At 43.6% G+C, this 23,639-nt stretch carries 21 protein-coding genes; 8 read left to right on the forward strand and 13 right to left on the reverse strand.

Annotated features, from left to right (window positions below; translation table 11 throughout):
* Positions 1–153: 153 nt before the first annotated feature.
* Positions 154–1,062, reverse strand: coding sequence for a sulfate adenylyltransferase subunit CysD (gene cysD / locus K6984_RS03540; protein WP_221894250.1), 909 nt, complete (start codon positions 1,060–1,062; stop codon positions 154–156).
* 234 nt (positions 1,063–1,296) lie between these two features.
* Between cysD and K6984_RS32420 the strand changes: the two genes are divergently transcribed.
* From K6984_RS32420 to K6984_RS35625, 4 genes are all read left to right on the forward strand, one after another.
* Positions 1,297–1,425, forward strand: a complete 129-nt coding sequence (locus tag K6984_RS32420) for a hypothetical protein (RefSeq protein ID WP_263458596.1) — start codon at positions 1,297–1,299, stop codon at positions 1,423–1,425.
* Between the two features lie 27 nt (positions 1,426–1,452).
* Positions 1,453–1,596: a hypothetical protein gene (locus K6984_RS03545; RefSeq protein ID WP_221894251.1), complete on the forward strand. Its 144-nt coding sequence runs from the start codon at positions 1,453–1,455 to the stop codon at positions 1,594–1,596.
* Between the two features lie 132 nt (positions 1,597–1,728).
* Positions 1,729–1,884: a hypothetical protein gene (locus K6984_RS35620; RefSeq protein ID WP_338024432.1), complete on the forward strand. Its 156-nt coding sequence runs from the start codon at positions 1,729–1,731 to the stop codon at positions 1,882–1,884.
* Between the two features lie 72 nt (positions 1,885–1,956).
* Positions 1,957–2,241, forward strand: a complete 285-nt coding sequence (locus K6984_RS35625; protein ID WP_338024433.1) for a GreA/GreB family elongation factor — start codon at positions 1,957–1,959, stop codon at positions 2,239–2,241.
* A gap of 238 nt (positions 2,242–2,479) precedes the next feature.
* On the opposite strand, the gene trxB is transcribed toward K6984_RS35625, so the two are convergent.
* The 12 genes from trxB to queF form a co-directional block, all read right to left on the reverse strand.
* The gene (trxB, locus tag K6984_RS03555) at positions 2,480–3,439 is read right to left on the reverse strand and encodes a thioredoxin-disulfide reductase (protein WP_221894252.1); all 960 of its coding nucleotides are present in this window, start codon (positions 3,437–3,439) and stop codon (positions 2,480–2,482) included.
* A 115-nt stretch (positions 3,440–3,554) separates the two neighbouring features.
* Positions 3,555–6,662: an efflux RND transporter permease subunit gene (locus K6984_RS03560; protein ID WP_221894253.1), complete on the reverse strand. Its 3,108-nt coding sequence runs from the start codon at positions 6,660–6,662 to the stop codon at positions 3,555–3,557.
* A 5-nt stretch (positions 6,663–6,667) separates the two neighbouring features.
* Positions 6,668–7,855: an efflux RND transporter periplasmic adaptor subunit gene (locus K6984_RS03565; RefSeq protein ID WP_221894254.1), complete on the reverse strand. Its 1,188-nt coding sequence runs from the start codon at positions 7,853–7,855 to the stop codon at positions 6,668–6,670.
* Entirely contained in the window at positions 7,848–9,242 is a 1,395-nt protein-coding gene (locus K6984_RS03570) for an efflux transporter outer membrane subunit (RefSeq protein WP_230987879.1), read from the reverse strand. The genes K6984_RS03565 and K6984_RS03570 overlap by 8 nt, the downstream gene beginning before the upstream one ends.
* Positions 9,243–10,238: 996 nt before the next feature.
* Positions 10,239–10,376, reverse strand: coding sequence for a hypothetical protein (locus K6984_RS03575; RefSeq protein WP_221894255.1), 138 nt, complete (start codon positions 10,374–10,376; stop codon positions 10,239–10,241).
* A gap of 27 nt (positions 10,377–10,403) precedes the next feature.
* Complete coding sequence (locus tag K6984_RS32425) at positions 10,404–10,532, reverse strand: hypothetical protein (protein WP_263458596.1); 129 nt, start codon at positions 10,530–10,532, stop codon at positions 10,404–10,406.
* On the reverse strand, positions 10,481–10,807 hold the full coding sequence (locus K6984_RS03580) for a hypothetical protein (protein WP_221894256.1): 327 nt from the start codon (positions 10,805–10,807) through the stop codon (positions 10,481–10,483). Before K6984_RS03580 ends, K6984_RS32425 begins: the two co-directional genes overlap by 52 nt.
* The gene (locus K6984_RS03585) at positions 10,807–11,646 is read right to left on the reverse strand and encodes a transposase (protein WP_221894257.1); all 840 of its coding nucleotides are present in this window, start codon (positions 11,644–11,646) and stop codon (positions 10,807–10,809) included. The genes K6984_RS03580 and K6984_RS03585 overlap by 1 nt, the downstream gene beginning before the upstream one ends.
* On the reverse strand, positions 11,647–11,859 hold the full coding sequence (locus tag K6984_RS03590) for a hypothetical protein (protein ID WP_221894258.1): 213 nt from the start codon (positions 11,857–11,859) through the stop codon (positions 11,647–11,649). It lies immediately after the preceding gene.
* Between the two features lie 52 nt (positions 11,860–11,911).
* Positions 11,912–12,046 (reverse strand): hypothetical protein, encoded by a 135-nt coding sequence (locus K6984_RS32430; RefSeq protein ID WP_263458644.1) that lies wholly within the window; start codon positions 12,044–12,046, stop codon positions 11,912–11,914.
* A 285-nt stretch (positions 12,047–12,331) separates the two neighbouring features.
* The gene (gene asd, locus K6984_RS03595; RefSeq protein WP_221894259.1) at positions 12,332–13,192 is read right to left on the reverse strand and encodes an archaetidylserine decarboxylase; all 861 of its coding nucleotides are present in this window, start codon (positions 13,190–13,192) and stop codon (positions 12,332–12,334) included.
* A gap of 174 nt (positions 13,193–13,366) precedes the next feature.
* Positions 13,367–13,756, reverse strand: coding sequence for a preQ(1) synthase (gene queF, locus K6984_RS03600; protein ID WP_221894260.1), 390 nt, complete (start codon positions 13,754–13,756; stop codon positions 13,367–13,369).
* 96 nt (positions 13,757–13,852) lie between these two features.
* Between queF and smc the strand changes: the two genes are divergently transcribed.
* From smc to K6984_RS32435, 4 genes are all read left to right on the forward strand, one after another.
* On the forward strand, positions 13,853–17,362 hold the full coding sequence (smc, locus tag K6984_RS03605) for a chromosome segregation protein SMC (RefSeq protein ID WP_221894261.1): 3,510 nt from the start codon (positions 13,853–13,855) through the stop codon (positions 17,360–17,362).
* A 1-nt stretch (position 17,363) separates the two neighbouring features.
* Complete coding sequence (locus K6984_RS03610; RefSeq protein ID WP_221894262.1) at positions 17,364–18,083, forward strand: cell division protein ZipA C-terminal FtsZ-binding domain-containing protein; 720 nt, start codon at positions 17,364–17,366, stop codon at positions 18,081–18,083.
* A 132-nt stretch (positions 18,084–18,215) separates the two neighbouring features.
* A complete protein-coding gene (locus K6984_RS03615) occupies positions 18,216–22,382 on the forward strand; it encodes a DEAD/DEAH box helicase (RefSeq protein WP_221894263.1) in 4,167 nt (1,388 codons plus the stop codon).
* An 892-nt stretch (positions 22,383–23,274) separates the two neighbouring features.
* Positions 23,275–23,403, forward strand: a complete 129-nt coding sequence (locus K6984_RS32435; protein WP_263458596.1) for a hypothetical protein — start codon at positions 23,275–23,277, stop codon at positions 23,401–23,403.
* Positions 23,404–23,639 lie beyond the last annotated feature (236 nt).

The raw sequence follows: 23,639 nt of genomic DNA on the forward strand, positions 1-23,639 counted from the left end.
ATATGAAAAAAATAGTCTTTTCATTCGCTTCAAATGCTATTGCCTAAGGGGAATTAAGTAGGGGTTTGCTATAAACATGGCAAAACCACCTAAAATAAACCTCGATACACCAGCATTGTGTATTTCAGCTACTCAATAATTGGGAAACTTCAGTTAAAAATAACCTTCGCGTTTTTTCTGTTCCATAGATCCTGATTGATCATGGTCGATGAGTCGGCCCTGACGCTCTGATGTAGTCGTTAACAACATTTCCTGAATAATTTCGGGTAATGTCGTAGCCGTTGATTCCACAGCCCCTGTTAAAGGGTAGCAACCCAGGGTACGAAAGCGGACCATTTTCATCTCAATTTTTTCCTCAGGGCCAATTGGCATACGGTCATCGTCCACCATGATTAACATACCGTCTTTATTTACCACAGGGCGCTCTTTGGCAAAATAGAGTGGCACAATAGGAATATTTTCCAGATGTATGTATTGCCAGACATCTAGTTCAGTCCAGTTTGAGATTGGAAACACCCGAATACTCTCACCCTGGTCAATTCTGCCGTTATAGATGTTCCATAACTCAGGGCGCTGATTTTTTGGATCCCAGCCATGATTTTTATCGCGGAATGAATACACACGTTCTTTGGCACGGGATTTTTCTTCATCGCGGCGTGCGCCACCAAAAGCAGCATCAAATTTATATTTATTCAATGCCTGTTTTAACCCTTCGGTTTTCATTACATCCGTATGTTTTTTGCTACCGTGAGTAAATGGCCCAACCCCCTGGTCTATACCTTCCTGATTCGAATGCACTATAAGATCCCAGCCGAGTTCTTTGATATATCTGTCACGAAACTCAATCATTTCCTTAAACTTCCACGTGGTATCTACATGCATTAGCGGAAAAGGCGGCTTTCCCGGATAAAACGCTTTACGTGTTAAATGCAACATAACTGCTGAATCTTTACCCACTGAGTAAAGCATTACAGGGCGATCAAATTCTGCTGCAACTTCACGAATAATATGGATACTTTCGGCTTCCAGTTCTTTCAGGTGGGTCAGTTTATGATTAGTCATCTATAGTGGTCAAAGTCAAAATGAGAGTTTTCAAGAGTGAAATCAGAAAATTCACGCTTACTTAGTAATTTATCCAAAGCATTTTAATTTGATTAGTCTTTTAATGCTAGAAACATTACTAAATAATTAACTGCTTATACATGTATTTTAAAAGAGAATTCAAGCATTAGCATTTATTTACATGATATTAAATTTACCATCGCTGAAAATCATGGAATCGGGGAGTCGCTATTTTTGCGAAAGCTTGTTTTGGGCATCCCAGCCCAAGCAAGCAGCAAAAACTTAACGCGACCACTTATGCCTCCGGCGGCCCCGATTCGTCCTCGTCACCTCGTCCCGACCCAACAAGGGGTCGGAACATAGGCTCCAAATGACTTGACGCCGTGTCGGATGGCCTTTTATTTTGTCTCCACCTTCGCTAACGCTCAGACTCCGACAAAACAACGGCCCTACGGCTATCGCGGACTAAAAATCTTCACTTCGCTAAAGCTCCGTTTCCAGGATTTTCAGCGACGGAGCTTAGCGAAGTGGTGATTTTTAGTCCCTGATAGGCGACAGGGCAATTTGCTGATTCGACGTGTGCTAGCAGCACGAATTATGGCGATAGGAGTCCCGGAATTTCGTGAGGTAGCATGGCGCGCCTGTGTTATTAAATAATTTACTTATATGTCCCGCTGGAAAGCACCTCGACCTAAATCCTCACCGTATATTACCCCTGCTGGTTGCCCGCGCTTAGAGCATGAATTAAAAGATTTATGGCTAAAGCGTAAAGGTGTGATTGCTGCTCTTTCTGCTGCTGCAGCGGAAGGTGACCGATCATAAAATGCAGAGTATATCTATCGTAAAAAAGAGCTGAGGGGGATTGATGGGCGCATTCATTTTTTACAAAAGCGTATGCCTACGCTAAATATTATTGCGGATACGCCAGCTGATCAGGAGAGGGTGTTTTTTTCTGCCTGGGTATTACTAGAGAATGATAAAGGGGAAGAGCTGCTCTATCGAATTATGGGTGCGGATGAGTTTGAAATGGATAAGCGCTATATCAGTCTTGACTCCCCATTGGCGCAAGCATTGTTAAAAAAGACCTTTGCTGATCAGGTGCAGATTCGCAATGAGTTTCAGGAAATCCAATATACTGTTGTTGATATTCAATATGGCACTGAATTTATTGCTGATTGAGCCCATACTGTTATTTATTATGTGTTGCTTGAATCTGACACAAGCATATTCAATGTATCATATTGAAAGTGCATTTTTTGAGATTGAACAAATCTACGATGTATTATCTTGAATAGCTGTTATCAGAAGATCCAAGACGATGATCCCATTATTGCCAGAATTATTTATTAACATCTAGCAGTAGAGCGGACTATAGCCCGCTCTACTCTTACCTAAAAAAGGGTGCAGCTTTAAAAAATCATGCTTCCAAATCATCCAGATATTTCTCTACATCCAGTGCTGACATACAGCCTGCGCCTGCAGACGTTACCGCTTGTTTATATACTGAATCCATCACATCACCGGCTGCAAAGATACCGGGTATGCTGGTTGCGGTGGCATTACCTGCTATGCCGCTGTTGACGCGGATATAGCCATGATCATCCATATCTAGCTGACCTTTGAATATTTCAGTATTTGGTCGGTGGCCGATAGCGATAAATAATCCGTGAACATCGACATTTTTGGTGCTGCCATCTAGCGTGCTTTTGATGCGCATACCGGTAACGCCCATATCATCACCCAGTACTTCTTCCAGAGTATAGTTCCATTCGATTTCGACATTACCATTTGCCGCTTTTTCAATCAATTTATCAGAGAGTATTTTTTCCGAGCGAAATTTGTCGCGGCGATGAATAACCGTGACTTTAGAGGCGATATTAGCCAGGTACAAGGCTTCTTCAACAGCAGTATTACCACCACCGATTACGGCAACTGGCTTGTTTCTGTAGAAGAATCCATCGCAAGTCGCACAGGCCGAAACGCCTTTACCCGCATAGGCTTCCTCGGAGTCCAGGCCCAGGTACATAGCTGATGCACCGGTTGCAATAATCAAGGCATCACAGGTATAACTACCCGCATCACCGGTTAATTTAAAGGGGCGCTCTGACAGTTCAGCAGTGTGGATATGGTCAAAGATAATTTCGGTATCAAAGCGCTCTGCGTGCTTACGCATTCTTTCCATTAGTTCGGGTCCTTGCACACCTTCGTTATCTCCGGGCCAGTTATCGACATCAGTAGTAGTGGTGAGTTGCCCACCTTGTTGCAGGCCTGTCACCATTACTGGATTAAGATTGGCTCGTGCTGCGTAAACAGCAGCGGTATAGCCTGCAGGGCCAGAGCCTAAAATTAATAGGCGGCAGTGTCTTGAGTCACTCATGCGGTGTTTCCTTGTTAAGAATATTAAAAATTTTGCTAAACATTATGCTTGGATTTAGAGTAGGCGTGAAGCCTGATATTGGATTCATAGTAGGTTTGTGAATTAATGCACATAATTAGTTGAATATTGATTTCCAATAGCGTTTGCAATCATTGACGACTAAATACAATGAGGGGATCAGTACCAGAGTAATCAAGGTGGCAAATAAAATACCGAAGCCGATGGAAACTGCCATGGGGATTAGCATACGTGCCTGACGTGAAGTTTCCAGTATCATTGGTGCTAAACCAAAAAAGGTGGTTAAAGTGGTTAAAATAATTGGTCGAAAGCGCTGAATCCCAGCGGCTTTTATAATCTCCTTCGGCGACAGCTTTGTTGTGTTTTCAAGATGCACTGCCTGACTGATCAATACCAGAGCATCGTTTACCACGATGCCCGATAGGGCAACAATCCCAAGCATGCTTAAAATGCTCAGGTTAAAGCCCATAATAATATGCCCATAAATTGCGCCGATAATGCCAAATGGGATACTGACAATAACGATTAAGGGCAGGATATAACTCTTAAATGGAATTGCCAGCATGGCATAGATGGCTAGCACGGCAAATATAAAACTTAATTTTAAACTGCCGACGCTATCCGCCATATCTACCTGGCGCCCTTCAAAGCCATACTGTAATCCAGGGTATTGTTCGACCAGTGTGGGTAATACATTGTCTTTTAGGTCATTGATAATTTCTACCGATCGGCTTCTAGGCGTGACATTTGCCGTGACCTGTACATTACGCCGGCCATTACGTCGCTTGATTTCAGTAAACGCATGCCCTTGCTTGACCTGTACAATTTCGTTGAGTGGAATGGCAACACCCTGATCGGTCCAGACCAGGAAGTTATACATATCCTGTACCGATACCCGTTCATCTTCGTGCAGACGTAACATTACTTTGATTTCATTGCGGCCACGTTGCTGACGTAAAACTTCTGCACCATAAAATGCATTACGCACTTGTCTGGCAACGCTAAGAGGCGTTAAGCCCAGGCTTTCTCCATCAGCTAACAGGGTAAAGTCCAATTGCTGCTTGCCCAGACTCATGCTGTTAGCGATATCTTTTGCCATAGGATAGCCGCGCAGGATTTGTGCTAGTTGCTGGCTGGCCTGCTCTAAAATATTAATATCGCGGTGGGTTAATTCTATGGTCAGCGCAGAGCCAGAGCCGGGGCCACCAGAGTCTGATTCAAAGATCAGGCTTTCTATGCCGGCTATCTCACCAGAGCTTGCGCGCCACGACTCGGTGAATTGATCTGTGCCCATAATCTTATCGCGAATCTCGGGCTTTGCCAGATAGACGCGCACAATTGCTTTATGACTGTCATCTTTTCCGACTTCTGCAAAGATTCCACGTATGAGTTGCTCGCCATTTTCTACATCTTTAATACTGGCGCGTGCAGATTTAATCAGGTGATCAACAATCGCCTGAGTCTTCTCTACCGGAGTACCATACGCTAAACTTAACCGAGCCTGGGCAAAGTCCGACTCGATTTTAGGAAACATCGACAGCCCCATGCGTCCACTCGATGCATAGGCGAGAGTGGCAATCAATATTGCAACGGCAGTGACCAGCGTTAAATAGCGGTGTTTCAGGGTCAAATCTAGCAGCGCGCCATAGCGGAATTTTACCCAGTGGCGAAAGGCATGGCTAAAAGCTTGTTGCTTTTCATACAGCCAGTGTTGTAAACCTGTGCGCTGTGTATCGCTCAGATGTGCCAGGTGACTAGGCAGGATAAACAGACTTTCCACTAATGAAAGCAGGAAGACCAGAATAACCACAGTGGGAATCATGACAAAAATTTTACCCATCACCCCAGGCATAAAAAACAGCGGCATAAAGGTCGCGATATTAGTCAGGATACTAAAGGTAATCGGGGTCGCCATTTCCTGTGTACCTTTAATGGCAGCAGTCAGGGCAGAGAGTCCTTCCTGGCGATAGTGGTAGATATTTTCACCAATAATAATGGCATCATCCACCACAATTCCCAGCGCAATAATAAAAGCAAAGAGGGAAATCATATTCAGGGAAACGCCCAGAGTAGGCAGGAATAGAAAAGATCCCATAAAGGCTATAGGAATCCCGGACATCACCCAGAATGCCAAACGTATTTCCAGAAATAACGCTAGAGTAATAAATACCAGCGTGAGTCCTAATGCGCTATTGCGCAATAATAAATCCAGGCGCTGCTGATAAGCTTCAGAAGCATCGTAGCGTATATCAGCATAAATACCGGTTGGTAATCTGGATTTGCTGAGCTCAATTTGCTGTTTAACTGCATCGACTATACCTATCGGGGTTTGATTACCGACACGGTACACTTGCAGCATAATAGCAGGGTAGCCATTGTATCGTGCTGAATAATCTGTATCTTCATAACCATCGGTGATAGAAGCAATATCCCTCAGCAGTATCGTTGCGCCAGATTCTGTTGTAATAATCGGTATTTGCCCAAAATCCAGCCCGGTGTCTTTACGTTCATGCATACGAATTAAAATCTCGCCAGCATCGGTTTTTACGCTACCGCCAGGAAGATCAAGACTTGCACTACGAATACGCTGGGCAATCTCGGACAGGGAAAGATTGTAGCGGCGCAAGTTTGCCTGAGAGATTTCGATGCTGATTTCTAAAGGTCGCACACCTTCCAGCTCAATCTGGGTAATATTTTCTGATTGTAAGAGTTGCTCGCGAAAATTTTCTGCCAGTTCATGTAAGATCCGCTCTTCTGTTGCGCCATAAATAATCAGTGAGACAGTTTTGCGCTTACTGCCCATCACATTGATTTCAGGTTCTTCTGCTTCCTCTGGAAAGGTCGTGATACGGTCAACTTCTTTCTGGATATCCTGAGCCAACAAGTAAACATCTGCATCACTCAGTGTCTCAATAATAACTGAGCCTATACCCTCTTTGGCAGAGGAGCTAATTTCGTCTATGCCTTCTAAGCCAGACACAGCATCTTCGATTACCAAGATAATACTGCGCTCTATTTCCTCGGGATCAGCACCTGTGTAGACCACATTAATACTGACGCTATCGGTAATAAAATCAGGGAAAACTTCCTGCTTCATGGTATTGATAAACATCAAACCACCAAGAATAAATCCCAGCATCAGCAGGTTAGCGGCAACCGGGTGTGATGCCATCCAGCTAATGGGACCTTGCCGGTTAATTTGCATCTATCCTACTCCTTGCTTTCTGCAACTACACGCACAGCCATACCCTGTACCGGTGTGCTGAGATTACTGGAAATTATTCTGCTATTTTCAGCAAGCTGATAGGCAGCTATAAAAATCAGACCATTTTCTTGCCAGACTGGGGTGACTGTTTTGATATCCAGTGTATTTTGCTCTGTGACTACCCAGATAGTCTGAGCACTGTGTATAACAGTTTCCGGAATGGGCAAGACATTTTTGAGTGTGTGCCCGATTATTTCCAGATGTACAAAAGCGCCTAAAATTAGCGTGGGTAGTTCTTTGTTTTCCTTGCGGCGAGACAGAGGATCCTGAATTTCGATAATTAATTCAGCCATGCGCCCCGAGGCTTCAAGCTCAACTTTTAGACGCTTGACTATGCCAGTTCGATACATCTGTTTCCCCCAGGCGCTAGGGAAGTAGATTTTGACTTCTGCTCCGGTGTCGCTATTAATATTGGGAATATCAATTTTATTCAGCTTGTCTACGCGCAATGTCGCCAAGATCCAGAAGCTATCAGTTCCAGTCAGTTTAATCAGTGGTGTGCCGGTAGAAAAAACCGATACCCAGGAACCAATATGGGCATTGGTTTCTAGTACGATGGCATTGAACGGGCTGCTGGTTCTGGTGCGCTTTAAATCCAGGCGCGCCTGAGTCAGGGCTGCTTCTGCTGCAGTAATTGCTGTTTTAGCCAGCGCCAGGTGCGGCTTACGCAATACCAGATCCTGACTCTGCTTATCCAGGTTTGCGTTTAATAATTTAAATTCACGTTTAGCAATAGCCTGTCGTCCAAGTTCCAGGGTTAAGTCAAATTTAGCTTTGGCCAGCTCATTTTCTTTTTGTTTAATAGCGAGCTGATAGTCGGTAGGATCTAATTGCACGATTTGCTCCCCTTTGGCTAAAAAACCACCAGGTACAAAGCTCGGGCTTACCGATATTATCAAGCCATTAATGCGCGAGGTTAAATTGACTTGTTGTGCAGGAATCACCGTGCCCATTGCGGTAACAGTGGTGGGGTAATCAATTTTATTAACCTGAATGGTATTAACCAGTGGTGCGACGGCTTGGATTGTGCCACGGGTTGCTCTGGGTTTATTACTCAGCCAATAATATGACAAACTTAATGACAGGCCTAAAATTAAAATTGCCGGTAGCCAGCTTAACAGGCGTTTAGCCATCATAAGGTTCCTTGTTTCTTGCTGCAGTGTCCTGATAATCGGGTAATGGCCAGCTTCCGGCTAAAGAGCGGTATAGCTGGATGCGGTATTCTATCAGTTGGCGATGGGCAGAGATACGGCTACGCTCAAGTGTTTGTTGATTAATCTGCGTGGTTAATACGCGTAAGAAATCGATTGCACCATACATATAGCGTAAGCGAATCTGATCGTTCGCCTTTTGCGAGAAACTGTACTGTCTATTCAGGCTATTAATCAGCTTGTGCTGTTGATACTCCTGAGCCAGCGCATCTTCAACTTCTTTGGTTGCCTGCTGAATGGTGGCTGCATATATATTAAGCGATTCAGCGGCAACTGCTCTGTTTCTTTCGACTTCTGCAACGCGGCGAACACCATCAACAATGGGCAAGATCAGGTTTCCTGCCAGTGTTGCAATCCAGTTATTAAATAAGGACTGTAAATTCGGCGCAGTAGTGTCGATACTGGCAGACAGGCTTAACTTAGGAAAACGGTCGGCTATAGCCGAAGCAGTGCGCTGATCAGCCGCTTGTACGCGGAAATAAGCCAGGCGTAAATCCGGCCGGCGCTGAATAAGCTCACTCCCTAGTCCGGTTTTTGGATGAGGTGGGAGCTCGGGTAATTGCTGATTATTCGCGAGTACAATCATTCCGGGAGTATTGCCGGTTAGTATGGCTAATTGATGTTGCAATACTTTTATTGTTGCCAGTACATTATTCTGATCGCCTTTAGTCGCTTCTAGCGTTTGTTGTTGCTGGAATAAGTCGGCAGCAGTCGCTTGTGCACCGGCAAATCGGTAACGAGTGATTTCTACATTATCCTGATTGGTTTTGATCTGCTGCTTAAGCAGGTGTAATTGGCTACGCTGCGCGATTAACCGATACCAGGCAAGAGCGACTTCAGATGAAAGAGTGATTGCTGCGGTATTCAGGTTTTCTTCAGCAACACGTACATCCAGCTCACCAGCATGTTTTTGCGCACGTAAGCGACCCCATAAATCTACTTCATAGCTGGCATTTAGACCTAAAGCAAAATGGCTACTATCGCTGAGATTGGAGTAGGTCTGCGCACCACCAAACGCTGCACCTATGCTGGGAATAAGATCTGCGCTGGCTTTTATGGCGATGGCTTCTGACTGCTGCAGACGGTTAAAGGTGGATAATAAGCTAAAGTTATTATTTAACGCTTGCTTGATAAGTTGATTCAGTTGCGGGTCGTTAAACGCCAGCCACCAGTTTTCTTGCAGAGGAGATAACCCTGACTGAGAAAACTCTTCAGGGACATTGACTGGAGTAGGTATCTCTTTAATCGGTACGGCGCAGGCTTGAATAAGAATTAATACAATACAGCTCAATAAGTATTTGATATTCATGTATTGTAGCGCGTTGCTGATTATAAGGATTGTAATTTGAAGATAAGATGAATAGTAACGGCTGAGGCGCTTTTTTTATAGCTTACTGATCTTCTTGCTAAAAGACTAAGGGAGCTGGAAATAGATAATTGTCCGATATTGGGCAGGACTTTTATTCGTATTCAAGGTGTAGTAACAAGCTACGTAAAGTTATTACAACGCAGAATACGGATAAAAAGACCAGCAGATTTTGGATGATGCGTGTTTCCATTTCCCTAAGGCGCAAGGGAGGCTAAAAATTAGCTAGTGATATTAATGCCATAAAATATCGACTTTACGGCATAGGGTTAGACAGCCACGTAAATATAAATTTATAAGGCCTAATAGGGAGCGCAGGATTCTTCTGCCATAATTTCTATAACATCTTCACTTAAGCGCATTGTAATAGGTTCTTTTAAGCTTGGATGTATATGGGTTTTTACGCGACTGCATTTGGAAAATGCCATGTTGCTTTTTATTGATAGCGGCTTTAGCATAATCCCGTTCGAACTTTATCATATTCACATTGTAAGTATGGCCAATCAGAAGTCAAGCAAATGTAGCACTTATGACTTTACTTCTGTTTTCCAGGTACCTCAGTATTTATAAAAAAACCACCGATTAAGGTGGTTTTCTTGAGTTTGGCTTACTTGGAGAGTTGGGGTATCTTCGGGTAATCGGAAGCTGTATTTGCGCGTCCCATCTCCAGTCTCGCTAGCTCTGCTTGCAACCGAGCTACTTTATCAGTTAGCGCTGGGTCACTTTTGAGATTTACTAGCAATAAGGCAATCTCAGTTTTCAATTTTCTATGTAATCTACTCATTTTCATACCTCCTAAAGATGCTTATACTCGATGTTCAAGTTTTTCCATCCCATTGCCATCAAACTCTTACCTTCACCCAGCAGAACAATACTTTAATGATGGTGTTGGCTCTAAGCGCCCTAAATCTCTGCCAATCATATGTTTTCCTGATGGCATCAGTTGAAACACATCCGCTGAAAATCAGGGAAACGTAGCCTAAGCGAAGTGAAGATTTTTAGTCCGCGATAGCCGTAGGGCCGTTGTTTTGTCGGAGTCTGAGCGTTAGCGAAGGTGGAGACAAAATAAAAGGCCATCCGACACGGCGTCAAGTCATTTGGAGCCTATGTTCCGACCCCTTGTTGGGTCGGGACGAGGTGACGAGGACGAATCGGGGCCGCCGGAGGCATAAGTGGTCGCGTTAAGTTTTTGCTGCTTGCTTGGGCTGGGATGCCCAAAACAAGCTTTCGCAAAAATAGCGACTCCCCGACTTTATTAATTCACCTAACTCTTTCAGCTTATCACCAGGATCTGGAAACTCTAGCAATGACGTGATGAACTCAAGCAGTACATCCATTTGAGACTTGCGCTGTAAGCTTCCTACGGTATACGCAGGTAGTTTGCTTTCAATGCGGGCTATTTGCTCTGGGTGAAGGAGAAGGCAATGGTCAAACAAAAGACTCAGAATCAGGCCACGGCTTGATCCCTCTTCATCTAATTGTTTGGCCTCACGCCCCCCATCCTTCATTAAAGCTTCCAGTCCTCAAAGAAAACCTCAATCAGCCATCTCAACGTATAGGCTTGAATAATATCTTGTGTGCGCCAAGTCAGGTCTGTCGCCACTAAATAGCGATAGTCGTTTTCACCGTCATATTTTAAGGCAATGACAAAGCGTTTTTTACTGTGAGAACTCACCTTCAATCGTGCACTGCTGACAGTCACTTTAATCTCTTTGCCGCCACGTACACGTATTATCTGATCAATGCCTTTGTTAATCGAATTAAAGTAGCTCTCGACTGACCTTATTCTACCTCTATATTCAATATTTTGGTTTTTACGTAATTGGCTAATCACCTGCGAGCCTCCAGATTCTTTAGCAGCTTCGTCCATAAAGGCTTTTTCACCATAAAGCGCATCAGCCAGTACGCCTTTAATTTTAATCAGGCTATGCGCAACTTTAAACTCTTTTAATAAGCCTAATGCAATCTCTGTTTTGGTCGGGTAGGCACTGTCACGTTCAGGCTTAATAGGCCGATCTTTTTTTGCTATACCGCTCTTTTTCAACCGTTTATCTTCTTTATCCCACTGCTTTAAGGCTGGATCCGGCATATAAAAGAAAAAACCGACAGGCACTGTAATGGATGAGGTAACTAGCAGCAATAATACTATCGTTTGTCCATTAACATACCCGCCGGAGCCTTTGTGTTTCTGCTTGTAAACCTTATAAATACGTTTTGTAGACTTAGATCGTGCTCGGTCTGATTCATCAAAGGCCAACACACCTTCAGTAATGCCATAACGTTTTAAAATTAAGACCACACTCACCCGTAGCAACCAGTCCCAGGGTATACTTGCTTTACGAAACACCTAGGATAATGCGGCTACTTTGCAATCTCCAAGGCTTGCTCGCTCAAACTTAGCCCAGCAAACAGAGTTCATTAGCAGTATGCACGTTAAACAAGTGCCCAACCAAGCGGCTTGAATCCGTGTCAAAGCGGCTCCGGGTTTTAGCTGATTGAGCGCATCATTTAAATCGTCAATATAGCTTTGGATAAAGGTGGCTGGGGCATTCATTAACATGGGATTACGCCGATAAAATTACAACAACCTCAGAATACCTGATTTTACCTTCTCACGCTGTCAGCCACGGACGGGCTGATAGTCTCCAGAAGGCGCAGGGAAATTTGCCAATCCGAAGTGCGCGATAGCGCGCGAGGGAGGCTAAAATTTTATCCCGAATAGCCGTAGAGCCATTTGTGGTAGCCATGACTGAGCTGCTTTGTGCTCAGTCTGTGGCGGACGCAGGGCGGCTGGAGCATCTCCTATTCGCTGCGTAGGTGAACGAATTACGGCGACAGGAGTCCCGGAATTTCGTGAGGTAGCATGGCGCGCCTGATATCAAAAATTTGAACATCGAGTTATAGTCTATAAGAACTTGAAGGTGAAAACTGCGAGTTAGTTCAAATTTTGGCAATTAAAGATTATTTTGCCCAAAGTTTTGCCCAGATCTTTGTATTCTCCTGTAATGTTATTGTTCTCTACTTGAGCTGAATTAAGCCCTGGTTTGGCCAATTTTATCGCCCAGCCGCACGGTTTTTCCCGCCACAAATGTATCTGCCCAGTTCATTACACCTTTGCCGTATAGAACAATAATGGTTGAGCCCATATTAAAGCGCCCCATTTCTTCGCCACGTTTTAATTGCGGTGCGTTGTCACTATATTGCCAGGTCTGAACTTGTGTGGCCGAGGGTGGAGTTACTTCGCCATGCCACACGGTTTCAATGCTGGCAACGAAAATGGCACCGACTAGTACTAATGCCATCGGACCAATTTCGGTATCAAATATAGCAACAACGCGCTCATTTCTGGCAAATAAGCGCGGTACTGAATGGGCAGTTGCGGCATTGACACTGAATAAGCGGCCAGGCACATGAATCATCTCCCTTAGAGTGCCATCTAATGGCATATGCAGGCGGTGATAGTCTTTGGGGGATAAGTAAATGGTAGCAAATTTACCATTTTTAAAGGGTGCAGCGCGCGCCCCATCCCCTCCTAATAAATCAATTGCGGTATAGCTCTTGCCTTTAGCCTGAATAATATTACCGTCAGTAATGTCCCCCGCCTGACTGACCGTACCATCGGCGGGACAGGCAATATCGCCAGTATTGTTGGCAATAGTACGAGCCCCTGCTTTTAACTCACGGGTGAAAAACTGGTTAAAGCTGGCATAACTATGGATATCAGCATTAATGGCCTCATCCATATTGACGCCATAATGGCGAACAATCTGCTGGATAAACAGGTTTTTCCAGGTTTTGTTTTCGCTAAAGGTCAGTTTGCGCATTAATCTGGATAAGGGGTGGTGCGGCAAAATATACTGGGGCAGGGTGGTCAGACTTTCTTTAAAGGTCATGATGATTGAATAAAATGTTTAGTTTATAGCTGGGTATAATGCATTCGAGCAAGCCATGCATTGTATGCAATAACCTGTCTATAGGGCGCGGCTTCAGCCCGCCACTGTCAGAGCTTAATTATAGGCGGGCTGAAGCCACGCCCTACTACGTTTGGTTTTGAAGTATCAAGGTGACTAAGGTAGTTGCACTAGTTCGGGTGCTTGCCACTCAGGATTACGATGCTCGACAATAATAGAAGTATAGACCCCCCCGCGTACATTAAAGTCGGCGCGCACGCGCATAAAATTAGGCTGTAATATTTTTACTATATCGTCCAGAATTTCATTTGTTACCGCTTCATGAAAAGCGCCGCGATCACGAAATGTCCAGAGATACAGCTTTAGGGCTTTTAATTCTATACATAATTTATCAGGCACATATTCAATGGTGATTTCGGCAAAATCAGGCTGGCCTGTTAAGGGGCAAAGGCAGGTGAACTCGGGCGTATCTATGCGAATAGTGAAGTCCCGACCGGGCTGAGGGTTCTCGAATGCCTGTAAATCTTTACTGGGTTTTGTTGCCATAGTGAATTGTGCCGTTAAGTATGATTTAGCCTGATACATTACGTTGCATAAAGTATAATGGCTGATTATTTTTAAAAACATGGTATTTTACCAGTAATGAAGCTGGAAAAAATTAAACTTTCAGGTTTTAAATCATTTGTCGATGCGACCACGATTCCGATTACAGGGAATTTAATTAGTATCGTTGGGCCAAATGGTTGCGGAAAATCAAATATCATCGATGCCGTGCGTTGGGTTATGGGCGAAAGTTCAGCAAAACACTTGCGCGGTGGCAGTATGGCGGATGTGATTTTTAATGGCTCTTCCGGTCGTAAGCCTGTGAGTACCGCTTCGGTAGAGCTGATTTTTGATAATTCTGAAGGCCGTGCAGGTGGTGAGTTTGCTAAATATAATACTATTGCCATTAAGCGTCAGGTTAGTCGGGATGGACAGTCGATCTATATGTTTAATGGCACAAAATGCCGGCGCAAAGATATTACCGATTTGTTTTTAGGTACAGGTCTGGGCGCACGTAGTTATGCGATTATTGAGCAGGGTACCATTTCCCGTGTGGTAGAAGCTAAGCCGGATGAATTACGGATTCATATCGAAGAAGCAGCAGGGGTTACCAAGTATAAAGAGCGACGCAATGAAACCGAAATGCGCATGCGCCATACGCGTGAGAACCTGGAGCGTCTGGATGATGTGCGAGATGAAGTGGAAAAGCAGCTCAATCATTTACATAAACAAGCTGAAAAAGCTGAAAAATATACTACGCTAAAAATCCAGGAGCGTCAGCTAAAGCTGGAATTGCTAGCCATGCGCTGGCGCGCACATCAGCAAATGGCAGAACAGCTGGAAGTTAAGCTGCAGGATGCCGCAGAGGCGCATAACCAGTTGTTTATGGAGCGTAAAGAGTTAGAACAGACGCTAGAGCAAAAAAGGCTTGCGTATAAAACCCAGCAACAAGCGGTGGATAAGCAGCAAGGCGAATACTATCATGTGGTTGCCGAAGTGAGTCGGCTGGATCAGATTATCAAGCATAATGAACAATCGCATGAAGAGGCCGAATTAGAGCTGGCGCGTTTGCGTGAGCAGGCCGAGCATTTAAATGTGACCTTAGATGAAGACCTGCGGCAATTAGATGAGATCAAAGAGTCCTTGTTGGAAGCCGAAGAGTCCTTGCTGGTTGCGCAGGAAAGAGAAGATGAGTTGCTGGAAATTCAGAGTGTCGCACAGGAGCAGCGTTTAGCCTGGCAGCAGGAATGGGAAGCCTATAAAAATCAATATGCGAATTATCGCGAGCAGGCAGAAGTAAAACGCATGTTGATTGCACAACTGGAAAATCAGACCTTTCAAATGCAGAGTCGCCTACAGCGCTTGCAGGGCGAGCATGATGAATTGAATGAAAAAGGCGTGCAAGAAGAGATTGAAACTTTGGATCAGTCGATTCAGTTGATTGAAGAACAACGTGACCAGACACAGATTGAGCTGGATACGGTACATTTATCCATTACCGAATTAAGAAAGCAAATAAAACAATATCACGAGGTGCTGCACAGCGATCGTTCGGAACTGCAAACCATAAAAGGTAAAGTTACCTCGCTGGAAATGCTGCAGCAACATGCGATGGGTAAGGATAATCAGAAGCTAACGCACTGGCTGGATCGGATGACATTAACTGAAAACCAGCGCCTGGCCGAGTTTATTGATGTAGAAGCAGGCTGGGATGGTGCTGTAGAAACGGTATTAGGCACATACCTGGAGGCGGTATGTATTGATAATGCCGATAGTGTGATTGCAGAACTTTCCTCATTAAGCGATGAGTCAATCACCTTGTTTGAAACCCAGCACTCTCTAACGGCTGAACCTGTTAACGGTTTAGTGCGACTTATCGACAAGATTAAAACACCGTGGAATTTGCATGGCCTATTAACTGGTATTTATTGTGCCGAAAGCTCCGAGCAGGCCAGGGAGATAATGAGCAAGTTAAAACCCTATGAATCAGTAATAACGACCCAGGGTACCTGGATGGGGTATGGCTGGGTCAGGGTGACTCATGACCATGATGCAAAGTCAGGTGTTTTGCAGAGGGAGAAAGAATTACGTTTATTGAAAGAAGAGCAGATTGAGCTGCAGGCACGCGTGGTTGTGACAGAAGAACAGCTGGAAACTGCGGAAGAATTTTTAAAACAGTCCGAAAGGCAACGTGAAGATAGTCAGCAAAAATATAAACAGGTAAGTATCGAGCTGGCACAAAAAAATGCCGATTTCAGCGCGCATTCTGCACGAGTAGAACAGCAGCAGCAACGCCTGGCTCAAGTAATGAATGAAATGGCGGATATTAATCGGGAGTTACTCGATAATACCGAAGCGCGCGAAGAAGCGGTGATGATTAAAGAGCAGGCCGAAGAAGCCATGCTGGCGCTGGAAGAAACCAGGCTGGAGTTAGAGCAAAATAGTGACAGCCTGCAGACACAAAGTGAGCAAAGCGATAAGCTGGTCAATGAAAGCCGTCAGCAAGTACATGCCTTACAGGTTAATATAGCTAGTTTGAAATCATCTGACGCGCTAACAACCAAGCAGATTGAGCGCTTGCATCAACAATATCAGCATGCCCGTGAGCGTATCGCTGAGCTGGATAAGAAATTACATTCAACTCTGGAACCGATGGATGATGAGCGTTATCAACTGGAAACTCTGCAGCAGAATAAAGATAAATTTGAACAGGATTTAAAGCAAGTTCGGGATCAGCAGCAAGCGTTAGAGGCTGAAATTACCGAATCTGCAGAGCAGTATGCCGCTGTGCAGCAACATTTAGAAAAGAAAAAGGAATTGCTCGATAGCATCCGCTTTGAGCAGCAGGAAAGTCAGGTACGGCAACAAACTGTGACCGAGCAACTTGATGAGCTGGAGGCTGATGCGGAGAAAATCATCCAGACTATCGCGGCGCATGCGGATGAATCAGCGTGGAAAATTAAAGTCGATGACCTAGCACGGCAGATAGAGCGCCTGGGCACAATCAATTTAACGGCGATAGAGGAATACAAGGCGCAATCCGAGCGCATGAATTTTCTTAATGAACAGAATGCTGATTTGCTGGAAGCACTAGAAACCTTAGAGCAAGCGATTGCAAAAATTGATGAAGAAAGTCGGCAGAGATTTAAGCAAACCTTTGATAAAATAAATAGCGGCTTGCAGGAAAAGTTTCCTAAACTATTTGGCGGTGGCAAGGCCTATTTATCATTAACCGATGATGACCTGCTGGAAAGCGGGGTAAATATTATTGCCCAGCCCCCTGGTAAGCGTAATAGTTCCATCCATTTGTTATCGGGTGGAGAAAAGGCATTAACCGCAGTCGCATTGGTATTTTCTATTTTTGATCTTAATCCGGCACCTTTTTGTCTGTTGGATGAGGTTGATGCGCCCTTAGATGAGGCGAATGTAAGGCGTTTTTCGGCAATGGTTGAGGAAATGTCTGCGAGCGTTCAATTTTTATATATTTCACATAATAAAGTGACCATGGAAATTGCGCAGCAACTAGCAGGTGTTACCATGAAGGAACCCGGTGTTTCACGTATGGTAGCGGTGGATATTCAAGAAGCAGTAGCAATGGCAGAGAATTAAAATGGATAAAGATTTACTAAGAATAGTCATTATTGCGGTGGGGGCCGTGGTTATTTTAGGCATGATTGTATGGGCAATGATGAGTAATGGCTCAAAGCGCAAGAAAATCAATTTCTATGACGATCACGACCCACTTGAAAATATAGATCCAAGCCTGGTTGTGAATACCGAGGATGACGATTTTGATATCGTTTCGATCAGTACAGGAGATAATCCGTCACCGGTGGAAACGCGCTTAAATACGGAATATATGCAGGAAGCACTGCAAAGTGGGGCTGATGCAAATACGCAAACTTTTAATGTTACCGAAGAGCAAACGTCAGCAAGTGATTTGCCGCAGTTATTACAATTAAGCATTGTGGCAAAAACAGCAGCAGGCTTTAGCGTGATTCAGTTGGTAGAAGCATTTGAAAATGTAGGCTTAATCTATGGTAGTGTTAAGGTCTTTGAAAAGCTGGATGATTTAAATCAGGTTGATTATGCGGTTGCCAGTATGGCTGAACCGGGTATTTTTCCAGACGACAACTGGGAAAGCTATCTGTGTCCCGGCGTCACTTTTTTTATGCAGCCCAGAGAAGTCGAAGATGCCGCGCAGGTATTTGATGAAATGATTGAAACAATAGGTCAATTATCGGCTGTGCTACAAGGCGACGTGCTGGATCAAGACCAGCAGCATTTAACCGAAGCAACCGTACAGCAGATTAGGGCAAGTCTGGTTTAAATAGCAGGTATGCGATTAAGGATAATATCCCTGTGAATTCATTTTTCTCATCGACTTGCCGTACAACATACGGTAAAGAAGCAAGCATCCTAGCAGGAATCTAGTGCAGCACTAGTAATAGTTAAAATACAGATGTCCAAAACTGATACTTTATTAAAAAAATTTCACCAACTTTCTGAAGGTGAGCAACAGATTCTTATATCACTTGCTATTCTTTTTTACCCCACCCGCCAGACCAGACTGCAAGAGATTCTACGTGCATTAAATTGTGTAAAACCTAAAGTTTATCAACAAATTGCAAAACCTCTAAGAGAAAAGCTCGTTAAGCAATGCTTTATTGAAGATACTCAATTTGGCTGGCGCTGTACTACCGGGGGAATTAGTGAGGTGTTAATGCGGATCGGAGTGCAACAATACTCTGATTTATTTGCCAAGCTAGCTAAGTTTAGTTTAGCCAGTAGGGATTATGTAGCTAAACAATATCAATTAGTCGATAAAGTCAGGAGACTGCGATTTTTTCTTTATCTTGGTGAAGATAAGCAGTTTGAAGGATGTTTCCAGGAAATAGAATATGAGTTTCCTAAAGAAGCAATGTCTGCACTGGAATTACTATTTTTCTCACCTTTTGATCAAAGCTGGTTTGAATCACTAAATGACAATATTAAAGCATTTGTTTTATCTAATTATGCTGAATACGGTTTTTTAAGTCTGCAGGATATTAGTTTTCCTTTACAGGAATTAGAGAGCAGTATTAATTCTAGTGATACTCGTTCTAATGCAGCTCTTCTTACTTTAGCAAACTACAAAATTGCCCTTGGTCAATGCCAGGGTATAGAAAAGTTGATTAAACAGGATTATTCAGTGCGCGGTTTAATGCTAAGAGGCAGCTTATGCTTTTTAGAAAATCGTAATGATGCTGCTCTGGAACTCTATGCCGCCGCAGTGCAACAAATTAAAAAACAGACGCGCAAACGCAATATATTTTTGCCAGGCATACATGGTTTCTTTTTTAATTTAGCCTTACTTAAAACCAGAGAGCCTGAAAATTTAAGTTACTTAAAGAAGCAATTAGCCATTATTGTTAAATCCAAAGAAGAAGATTATTTTAAGGGCATTCAAATACAATTGCAGCATGGAGTTAATGTGATTCAGGGTCTGCAAAGAAATATGGCAGATAATTCTTTATTGTTACTGCAAGTACATGATCCTTACGAAATCTTATTTTATAGCCTAATATTGTATTGGTGTGACTCACTTTCCCTAAGCAATGCAAATGATGCCAGGTTTTTAGAAAAGTTAACAACATTTAGTATCCAGGCAGATCGGGTGGGGGCATTATTGTATGCGGCTGTGAGTGCAACGCTGCTACAAAAACTGGCAATAAAAGACTCTAAAATTAAACGCCTTGCTATTAAGTATAAAAATGCGAGTTGTGTTCATATAGTTGATTTAGTGCCGCGTGTAGAAAAATGGGAAAGAGCATTACAGGCTCTAACTCAGGTAAATGCGATAAATACTGATGATGCGGGCACCATGAATGCCGAATCACGAATGGCCTGGCTATTAACACTGCATGGTAACCACGCGATATTAGAGCCGCGCGAACAAAAAATAGCTAAATCAGGTCGCTGGACTAAAGGTCGTCCTGTTGCTCTAAAAAGACTGGCCTATGAGCGCGAGAACTTTGACTATTTAACCGATCAAGACAATCTTATTTGTAATCAGATTGAAGTAGAACATGAATCAAATTATTACGGGTATCGGCATACAGAGTATTATTCTTTAGGCGGGAATGCGCTTGTTGCGGCGATAGGGCATCCATATGTTTATTGGGCGGCGGCATATAAATATGATACTCCTATAACCATTGGTAAAGCAGAACTCCAATTGCTCGTTACCAGCAAAGCAAAAAGCCTATTGATTTCCTTATATCCTGTGATTGGTGATGAATCCTTAGTTATTGAGAGAAAGGCGGATAACGAAATACAGATCTATCAAGTCAGCACGCAGCACCGCCAGGTTGCTGAAATATTAGGCAGGAAAGGCTTAACTGTTCCACAGAAAGCCAAGCAACAAGTGATCGACTCAATTGCCGCAATTGCCTCTACTTTAACAGTGCAGTCTGATATTGGTATCGGTAGTCAGGTTCAGAACATTGAAAGTGTTGAGGCCGATGCCCGTCTGCATTTACATCTGCAACCGGTAGGTGAAGGCTTGCAGTGTGAAGTATTTATTCAGCCCTTCACAGATGCAGGCCCTATTTTTAAACCTGCAACAGGTGGTACGACAGTTGTAGCAGAAATTGATGGTAAACAAGTGCAAACCACTCGTGATTTTGCTGTTGAAAATCAGCATTTACAACAATTACTAGAACAATGCCCTGAACTGTATCAAACAACAGACCAGAAATGGACTTTAGATGACCCCGAAATGGCTCTGGAAGCATTATTGAAAATACAGGAAGTGGGTGACCTGGTCGTGATGGAATGGCCTAAGGGGCAGAAAATTAAAGTAAGCCGTGAAGCAGGGTTAAAGCAGACGCATTTCTCAGTGCGTAAAGAAAAAGACTGGTTTAGCGTGTCAGGTGAAGTACAAATAGATGATGAACAAATCTATGATATGCAACGCTTAATCAATTTATTGCGGACGACATCAGGGCGGTTTTTAAAGCTGGAAGATGGGCAATTTGTTGCACTCACCGGCGAATTGCGACAACGCCTGGATGATATTGCGGGTTTGGGTGAGCAAAAAGGTAATAAATTGCACTTCCATGGCTTAGCAGCACCGGCCTTAAATGAAGTGCTGGAAGGCATGGATGTTAAGGCAGGTAAGCAATGGAAAGATCAGCTTAAAAAACTGGCATCTATGGTAGATTTAGAGCCCGAAATTCCGTCTACTTTACAAGGTGAGCTGCGTGATTACCAGGTGGAAGGCTATCAATGGATGGCACGTCTAGCGCACTGGGGCGCAGGTGCTTGCTTAGCGGATGATATGGGGCTAGGGAAAACCATACAGGCACTCAGTTTAATATTATCTCGTGCGACGCTAGGACCTACATTGATAGTAGCACCGACTTCGGTGTGTATGAACTGGTTAGATGAAGCCCGGCATTTTGCACCGACACTCAATGTGCATCAGTTTGGGACAGGTGATCGACAGAAAACTATTGAGGAAGCCGCAGAGTTTGATATCGTCGTGTGTAGTTATGGATTGCTACAGACAGAAGCAGAATTACTGATAGACAAACAGTGGAGTACTATTGTTGCGGACGAAGCACAGGCCATAAAAAATGGTTTAACCAAGCGCTCACAAGCTGCAATGGCACTGCAAGGTGATTTTAAATTAATCACCACCGGCACACCAATTGAAAACCATCTAGGTGAACTATGGAATTTATTTCATTTTATTAACCCTGGATTATTAGGTTCCTTGAAAAAGTTCAATGAGCGTTATGCGCAAGCGATAGAAAATAATAAAGATCATAGTGCTCAGCAGCGTTTAAAGAAATTACTCAGGCCGTTTATCTTACGCCGGCTTAAAAATGATGTGCTAAAAGAATTACCGGCTAAAACAGAAATTACTATCCATGTTGAACTAAGTCAGGAAGAACGTGCTTTTTACGAAGCTATGCGCCGAAATGCAGTACAAGCTATGAAGGCAGCACAAGCCGAGGGGCAGCAAGCAGGACAGCAGCATCTTAAGGTGTTAGCCGAAATCATGAAACTGCGCCGTGCCTGTTGTCACCCTAAGTTAGTGATGCAAAACAGTCAAATAAGCAGTGCTAAATTACAGGCCTTTGGAGAGTTAGTCGATGAGCTTATTTCAAATCGGCATAAAGCTCTGGTATTTAGTCAGTTCGTTGGTCATTTAACGATTCTTAAAGAGTTATTAGATAAAAAAGACATCCACTATCAATACCTTGATGGCAGCACACCAGTTGCCAAGCGTAAAAAAGCAGTCAATGCCTTCCAGGCAGGTGAAGGAGATGTGTTTTTAATTAGCCTGAAAGCCGGTGGCTCGGGATTAAATCTAACCGCCGCTGATTATGTTATCCATATGGATCCCTGGTGGAATCCGGCAGTAGAAGATCAAGCTTCCGATAGAGCACACCGAATGGGACAGAAACGCCCGGTGACTATTTATCGTTTAGTGGCAAAAGATACAATTGAAGATAAAATTGTCGATTTACACGCGCATAAACGTGATTTAGCCAGTAGTTTATTAGAGGGCGGCGAGGTTAGTGGTAAGATGTCGGTAAATGAAATGATGGAGTTGATACGCGAGGTTGAAGATGAATAGATAGGGACACCATTCCTTCAAGGTATGGTGTCCCTAATGCCCATGTTGCATTTAAGAAACACATTTATCCTGGAAAACGCAGTTGAGCACAGATTTATTCACTAAACCGTGAAGCGTAGGACACTCACTCAACAGGGGGCAAGTTTTTACAATCATTATTTTTAATATTCAGCTGTTTACAGTGTTATATAGCGATCAACTTCGGTTTCTAGGTATAGATGGATGATATTCATTGAGAGCTTTCTTATCATCCATCAAAATGATCAAAAGAGCTTGTGAACCAGAGCTGTTAAGGTAACGCGAGTTGCCTAAGTTAAGGACAGACTGTAGGATGTGCTGACGATAGGAAGCGTATATTTTCGATTGTACGCTTCGTTCCTCAGCACACTTTGCAACAGTTTGCCAAACTTAGGAGAATTCAATAACACCCGAGTCTGATTTGTCTTTTGACTTCACAGACGCACTAGAAAAATTTTTCATAGCCTGCTATGTGCCAATTTCACTAATACGCCTGTGAAGCTAAAAATCTGTGCAACTGAAGTTTCCCAATAATTATTTATGGTAAAATTGAAACTATGCTACAACTATATGAAAAAAACAGTCTTTTCATTCGTTTCAAATGCTATTGCCTAAGGGGAATTAAGTAGGGGTTTGCTATAAACATGGCAAAACCACCTAAAATAAACCTCGATACACCAGCATTGTGTATTTCAGCTACTCAATAATTGGGAAACTTCAGCTGTGCAATACTTGCGGGTTTTATTAAATCTTTGAGCTCTTTAATGGCCTTGGGGTCTGAACGCCGACGTTGAACGGCTATAAAAGTGATATTGGAAACGGTTATTTTTGATGCTACTGACATTATGAAAATAAGATTGGGGAGTCGCTATTTTTGCGAAAGCTTGTTTTGGGCATCCCAGCCCAAGCAAGCAGCAAAAACTTAACGCGACCACTTATGCCTCCGGCGGCCCCGATTCGTCCTCGTCACCTCGTCCCGACCCAACAAGGGGTCGGAACATAGGCTCCAAATGACTTGACGCCGTGTCGGATGGCCTTTTATTTTGTCTCCACCTTCGCTAACGCTCAGACTCCGACAAAATAACGGCCCTACGGCTATCGCGGACTAAAAATCATCACTTCGCTTAGGCTCCGTTTCCCTGATTTTCAGCGTAGGAATATATGCATTTTGATCACTGGTTGAAAGGAATTGAGCCCTCGCCCCTTCGAATATAGATTGTGACAGGGATGGTAAAGAGT

Origin of the sequence: Bathymodiolus japonicus methanotrophic gill symbiont (genome assembly GCF_019721995.1) — a bacterium.
GTDB lineage: Bacteria > Pseudomonadota > Gammaproteobacteria > Methylococcales > Methylomonadaceae > Methyloprofundus.

What these genes read in the sequence shown, in the direction of transcription:
- cysD (WP_221894250.1), bottom strand. Translation starts at nt 1,062, where the DNA reads ATGACTAATCATAAACTGACCCACCTGAAAGAACTGGAAGCCGAAAGT.
- K6984_RS03545 (WP_221894251.1), top strand. Translation starts at nt 1,453, where the DNA reads ATGGCCTTTTATTTTGTCTCCACCTTCGCTAACGCTCAGACTCCGACA.
- K6984_RS35620 (WP_338024432.1), top strand. Translation starts at nt 1,729, where the DNA reads ATGTCCCGCTGGAAAGCACCTCGACCTAAATCCTCACCGTATATTACC.
- K6984_RS35625 (WP_338024433.1), top strand. Translation starts at nt 1,957, where the DNA reads ATGCCTACGCTAAATATTATTGCGGATACGCCAGCTGATCAGGAGAGG.
- trxB (WP_221894252.1), bottom strand. Translation starts at nt 3,439, where the DNA reads ATGAGTGACTCAAGACACTGCCGCCTATTAATTTTAGGCTCTGGCCCT.
- K6984_RS03560 (WP_221894253.1), bottom strand. Translation starts at nt 6,662, where the DNA reads ATGCAAATTAACCGGCAAGGTCCCATTAGCTGGATGGCATCACACCCG.
- K6984_RS03565 (WP_221894254.1), bottom strand. Translation starts at nt 7,855, where the DNA reads ATGGCTAAACGCCTGTTAAGCTGGCTACCGGCAATTTTAATTTTAGGC.
- K6984_RS03570 (WP_230987879.1), bottom strand. Translation starts at nt 9,242, where the DNA reads ATGAATATCAAATACTTATTGAGCTGTATTGTATTAATTCTTATTCAA.
- K6984_RS03575 (WP_221894255.1), bottom strand. Translation starts at nt 10,376, where the DNA reads ATGGCCTTTTATTTTGTCTCCACCTTCGCTAACGCTCAGACTCCGACA.
- K6984_RS03580 (WP_221894256.1), bottom strand. Translation starts at nt 10,807, where the DNA reads ATGAAGGATGGGGGGCGTGAGGCCAAACAATTAGATGAAGAGGGATCA.
- K6984_RS03590 (WP_221894258.1), bottom strand. Translation starts at nt 11,859, where the DNA reads ATGTTAATGAATGCCCCAGCCACCTTTATCCAAAGCTATATTGACGAT.
- K6984_RS32430 (WP_263458644.1), bottom strand. Translation starts at nt 12,046, where the DNA reads ATGGCTACCACAAATGGCTCTACGGCTATTCGGGATAAAATTTTAGCC.
- asd (WP_221894259.1), bottom strand. Translation starts at nt 13,192, where the DNA reads ATGACCTTTAAAGAAAGTCTGACCACCCTGCCCCAGTATATTTTGCCG.
- queF (WP_221894260.1), bottom strand. Translation starts at nt 13,756, where the DNA reads ATGGCAACAAAACCCAGTAAAGATTTACAGGCATTCGAGAACCCTCAG.
- smc (WP_221894261.1), top strand. Translation starts at nt 13,853, where the DNA reads ATGAAGCTGGAAAAAATTAAACTTTCAGGTTTTAAATCATTTGTCGAT.
- K6984_RS03610 (WP_221894262.1), top strand. Translation starts at nt 17,364, where the DNA reads ATGGATAAAGATTTACTAAGAATAGTCATTATTGCGGTGGGGGCCGTG.
- K6984_RS03615 (WP_221894263.1), top strand. Translation starts at nt 18,216, where the DNA reads ATGTCCAAAACTGATACTTTATTAAAAAAATTTCACCAACTTTCTGAA.